Origin of the sequence: Bradyrhizobium retamae, assembly GCF_001440415.1 — a bacterium.
In the GTDB taxonomy this organism is placed as follows: Bacteria; Pseudomonadota; Alphaproteobacteria; order Rhizobiales; family Xanthobacteraceae; genus Bradyrhizobium; species Bradyrhizobium retamae.
Genome location: NZ_LLYA01000071.1, coordinates 1 through 2,969 on the forward strand (window position 1 = coordinate 1; position 2,969 = coordinate 2,969).

At 57.1% G+C, this 2,969-nt stretch carries 3 protein-coding genes and 1 pseudogene; 2 read left to right on the forward strand and 2 right to left on the reverse strand.

Annotated features, from left to right (window positions below; translation table 11 throughout):
* Together tnpC and CQ13_RS10040 are read left to right on the forward strand one after the other, a co-directional pair.
* The coding region (tnpC, locus tag CQ13_RS10035) for an IS66 family transposase (RefSeq protein WP_156433608.1) at window positions 1-694 on the forward strand (694 nt) is incomplete at its 5' end.
* A 56-nt stretch (window positions 695-750) separates the two neighbouring features.
* Complete coding sequence (locus CQ13_RS10040) at window positions 751-993, forward strand: hypothetical protein (RefSeq protein ID WP_057842751.1); 243 nt, start codon at window positions 751-753, stop codon at window positions 991-993.
* A gap of 63 nt (window positions 994-1,056) precedes the next feature.
* Here the strand turns inward: CQ13_RS10040 and CQ13_RS40775 are convergent.
* A pseudogene (locus CQ13_RS40775) lies at window positions 1,057-1,524 on the reverse strand (CoA transferase); the annotation flags it as partial.
* Window positions 1,508-2,794, reverse strand: coding sequence for a methylaspartate ammonia-lyase (locus tag CQ13_RS10045; protein ID WP_057842752.1), 1,287 nt, complete (start codon window positions 2,792-2,794; stop codon window positions 1,508-1,510). The gene CQ13_RS10045 and the pseudogene CQ13_RS40775, both read right to left, overlap by 17 nt.
* Window positions 2,795-2,969 lie beyond the last annotated feature (175 nt).

The following is a 2,969-nucleotide window of genomic DNA, read 5'->3' on the forward strand; positions in this document are numbered from 1 at the left end:
AGTATCAATCCCGCATCCGGCGGCGTTCCTTCACATTACCGCCACCTCGCGATTAGCCGGGATCCTGCAGGCCGACGCCTATAGCGAATTCAATGCTCTCTTCGATCCCGGGCGCAAGGCGTCGCCGGCCACGCCTGCCTTCTGCTGGGCGCACGGCCGGAGGGCGTTCTTTGAACTGGCGGACATCGCCAAGAACGCGCGGCGCGGACGCTCAGCGACGGCAATCTCGCCGATCGCACTGGAAGCGGTCCGTCGGATCGATCAGTTGTTCGAGATTGAGCATGAGATCCACGGGTTGAGCGCTGAGCAGCGGCTGCAGATCCGTCAAGAGAGAAGTGCGCCGCTGCTAAGCGATTTTGAGGCTCGGCTGCAAGCGGAGCGCTCCTCGCTGTCGCGTTCGTCCAACGTGATCAAGCCCATTAACTACCTGCTCAAGCGGCGGGATGGCTTCGCCCGGTTCGTCCATGATGGAAGGATCTGCTTGACCAACAATGCCGCGGAGCGCGCCCTGCGCGGTTTTGCACTTGGAAGAAAGGCATGGTTGTTCGCCGGCTCCGATCGGGGGGCCGAGCGAGCCGCCGTGATGGCGACGCTCATCATGACGGCGCGTCTCAACAACATCGACCCGAAAGCCTGGCTCGCCGATGTCTTCGCGCGCATCGCCGACATGCCGCAGAGCTGCCTGCACGAGTAGCTGCCGTGGAATTGGACGTCTCCCACATCGACGTCCTCCGCTCAGGCGGCGTAGCCATGCACGTCAATAAAGTTCATTCCGTCTTCACCATCGGTCGCGTCGCAAAGGACCTCGGCGAAGACGAGGACTGGCTCTGGGACGTGGCCAACGGAATGGACCCGGAGGACGGCGTCATCTGGGTTTACGGCATAAGTGACGACAGCGTCATGGCGTTCACCGACTTCGGCATCGAAAACCTGATGGAACTCATCAGGATACACAAGGAAGACCCCGAACTCCTCAAGCGGTGGAATCAGTGATCCACTGTCCGCGGCTTAGCTCGGATGGATACTTTGTTACACCAAATCCTCGTCTCGCGCACCTCCGACCCGCGCCGCACCATGAGGTGTCGCAGTGATGGCGCAAAGCCCGGTCTCGGCTTGCACGATGGGTCATACGCCTTCAGATGCGACAAGGCGCCGTCATCGCCGAATGCTCAGATGTCGCAAGTTAGCAGCCGGGGAAAGCGCTTGCGAAGATCTGCGGAACCGAACCCAAGCTTTCTAATGCTGCCAGGTTTTAGAAAATCTGCCTGAGCGACCATGGCATCGAAAACTGCACGACCTTGCTCGACGTGAGATCGAGGCAGATCGATTCCTTCCTGCGATCAAATTAAACAAAATACGCACTCTGGCCACGCACGAGCTTGTCATAATTTCGCGCGAAGTCGCCCTCGGACGCTTGACCTTGATGACACGAGCCCCAGCACCCGCAAGACGGGAAGAAGCATACGGCGCTGCTTCCGCCTGCTCGACAGCAACAACGGCTATACCTTCAAGGACCTTTGTCAGCGCAGGCCGACTTAGCATTCCGAATGGACGAGTGGGAACGTCGGTACTTGAGAATGGAAAGGAGTCTGCTCTGCTCATTCCCGACGATGGAGATGCCCTCATCGACGCCCATTCCAGGTTTTGCGAGCATCATGTCCGCCCGTGTAGCGACTGCAATATTGACCGCGGCCCTCGCTGACAAGTCTGTTTCAGTGCAGCTTCCACCCACATACGCCCCGATCCCATTTTCCTTGCAGATCAACACAGCCCTAGCAGTGTCGGCGATCGAACCAACGTCAGGCATCTTGATCTGAACCAAGTGAGCCGCCTTTGCTTTGGCGAAGAGCCGGATGTCATCGAGAGTATTGCATCTCTCATCGACAACAACCCTGGCTTGTGTGCCGCGCCGATCAAGAAGCGCGACGATCTTGGCGTACTCGTGCAGCTGAGCCTCCATTGATCCAAAGTCTGCCGGGCATTCAATATGAAGACGAAAACCGGAGATGTCGTCTGCAAGCCGCGTGATGAAATCGGCAATTTTCTCCGCGTCCATGCCGATCTCGAGACCAATCCAACCGTGAAGGTCGAAGTGCAGGACGGGGTGATACCCGGGCTCTCCGATTTCGATCGTGCGTTGGGCGACCCATTTTGCGAACTCACGAAACGTCTCGCCTGAAGCGCCGAACTTTTCACGCGAGTTGATTAATCCATGTGGAAGCACATCCACAGACTTGAGGATCATCTTGTCGACATTGACCTCTCTTGAATCTCCACTTTGGGCGAAGATCGGAACCGGCCTCTCCGGCAACGGCAAGCAAAATTCCGAGCAAATCACTTCGGCAAGTGTCGTCCGGGCAAAATGAGCAGCGGCGCGAAGCAAAGCTTGGCTCACACCGTATTCGATCGCAAGGGGCAACCGCTTGCCTTCATGGTATGAGAGCACATGTTCACAGGCGCTGAGAAAGTTGGATACATCGGTAGCAAGAAGCCGCGGGATGACGACAGATCTACTGAGTGCTTCGATTGTGTCGACCTGAAAAAGTAGATCGCGCCCGCCGGCACCTGAATATTGTACGCTCATCATGTCGCCCCACACGATGATATCGTCCGACAACACGAGACCGATGCTGAGCGAACGCGACGGCGTACGGACAGTCGTGAAACCAGGCGTCAGGGGTGTCCCTAGATAGCGAAAACCATCATGAGCAACGCCGGCCCGTATTGCAGCTTGATCGTCATAGAAGAAGGCTCCATTCCCGGGAGCCAGAATAACATCGCTTATCGTCTTCATTTACGCGCTCAATCTAACGTTAGTAGCCGTGTGCCATTGATCTCGAAGGAACCGGGGAATGCCGACAGCTTTGGCAATGCAAGCCGCTCCAGCATGCATCATCTGAGATGAATCGAGATAGTCGTCCGTGAAGAATGCCGATCTCACGCTGGAATGGTCAGAGCGCCGGGAAAGA

Excerpts from the sequence above, each read along its gene's own strand:
- CQ13_RS10045 (WP_057842752.1), bottom strand. The coding sequence starts at position 2,794 with ATGAAGACGATAAGCGATGTTATTCTGGCTCCCGGGAATGGAGCCTTC.
- CQ13_RS10040 (WP_057842751.1), top strand. The coding sequence starts at position 751 with ATGCACGTCAATAAAGTTCATTCCGTCTTCACCATCGGTCGCGTCGCA.